Source organism: Clostridium sp., from assembly GCF_051656525.1.
In the GTDB taxonomy this organism is placed as follows: domain Bacteria; phylum Bacillota; class Clostridia; order Clostridiales; family Clostridiaceae; genus Clostridium.
In genome coordinates, this window is the sequence record NZ_JBOGCC010000325.1 from 1 (window position 1) to 1,445 (window position 1,445).

Consider the following 1,445-nt stretch of genomic DNA (forward strand, 5'->3'; position numbering starts at 1 on the left):
TTAAGCTGCTTTATTTAAATCTTTATTTTGTAAATACATTTTCTCGTGAATTCGAGGATTACGAAGCTCAAAAGGTTTTTGATTTCGTAGTATTGCAAAAATATAATTTAAAAGTTTGTGCATTATAGCAACTAATGAAACTTTAGCTTTTTTTCCATTAAGATTATTTTGGTAGTAATCTAATAAAACTCTATTTACAGGAATACCTTTACGGGTTTTACGAATAGATGCTAGAGCTACAGCATAGAGAGCTCTACGTCCTATACGAGTTCCACGTTTGGACATTTTATTTTGATTACCTTTAAATTTACCAGATTCATTAACAGAGGGATCTATACCAAAGAAAGCAACTAAGTGCTTAGGTTTAATAAATCCATCTATATCACCTATTTCAGCAATTATAGCAATAGCTGTAAAGTGACCTATACCTGGTATAGAATCAATTAAATCTATATTAGTTTTTAGTGATTTAGAAAAATCATCTGAAGTGATAAAAGCTTCAATTTCTATCAATAAATTAGATATTTCTTTTTCAATAGCAGAAATTAAATTAATAGATATTTTAATTGATATATTATTTATTGGAAGTCCAATAATGTTTGATTCATATGCTACTTTGATTAATTTGCTATAAATTTCGTTTGCCCACGTTAATCCTTTTTTAGATTTAGCTACAAGAAGTGCTAAGACGTCTTCTTTAGGAGCATCTAAAATATCTTGTGGTGTTGAATATTGACTCAAAATAGCAAGTGATGTATTCGATGTTACACTTGAAAAAATAGTATTGTAATTCGGAGAAACTACTCTAAGCGATGCTGATAATTTCTTCTTATAAACAGAGCAAGTATCTGTGAGTTTAAAGTATTCTCTAATTAAGTTTCGAAGTATAAAAATATCGAGACTTACACCTTTTGAAAATTTAATATTTTGAAATTTTCCTATTCGAGCAATAGATAAAGCATCTTTTTTATCATTTTTCACTTTTCTTATGTCCACATTTTTGTTACACTTAGTAACGAGTGGATTGATAACAAACGTGTTATCAAAGTTTTTATTAAGATAGTGGAAAAGAGATAAGTGGTACACACCTGTGGACTCCATGAAAATTGCAGTTTTCATGTTAAACTCTTCTTCCACTTTTTTTATTTCTTTAAATAAGTGATTGAAGCCCTCTAAATCATGGTTTATCCTAAATGCCTTTCTATAAAGCTCGTTCTTAGGTGTTAGTATTGCAACATATGAAAAATCAGCTGAAACATCGATTCCAACTACTGGATTGTTTAAAAATTGTGACATAGTAAATATCTCCTTTAAATTTAATTTAGAGATAGAATAGAAATTCCAATTCTATCAGTTAGTCTATAACCTTGTTTGTGACACGGGTAATTCCTTAAAAGGAAACCCAACCAGCTAAACATAGAATTCTACCTGATGGAATGATACGC

General features: G+C 29.3%; 1 protein-coding gene. It reads right to left on the reverse strand.

The genetic code is table 11. The features are described from left to right. A complete protein-coding gene (locus ACRDDY_RS16285; RefSeq protein WP_438565991.1) occupies positions 1 to 1,296 on the reverse strand; it encodes an IS110 family transposase in 1,296 nt (431 codons plus the stop codon). Positions 1,297 to 1,445: the final 149 nt, after the last annotated feature.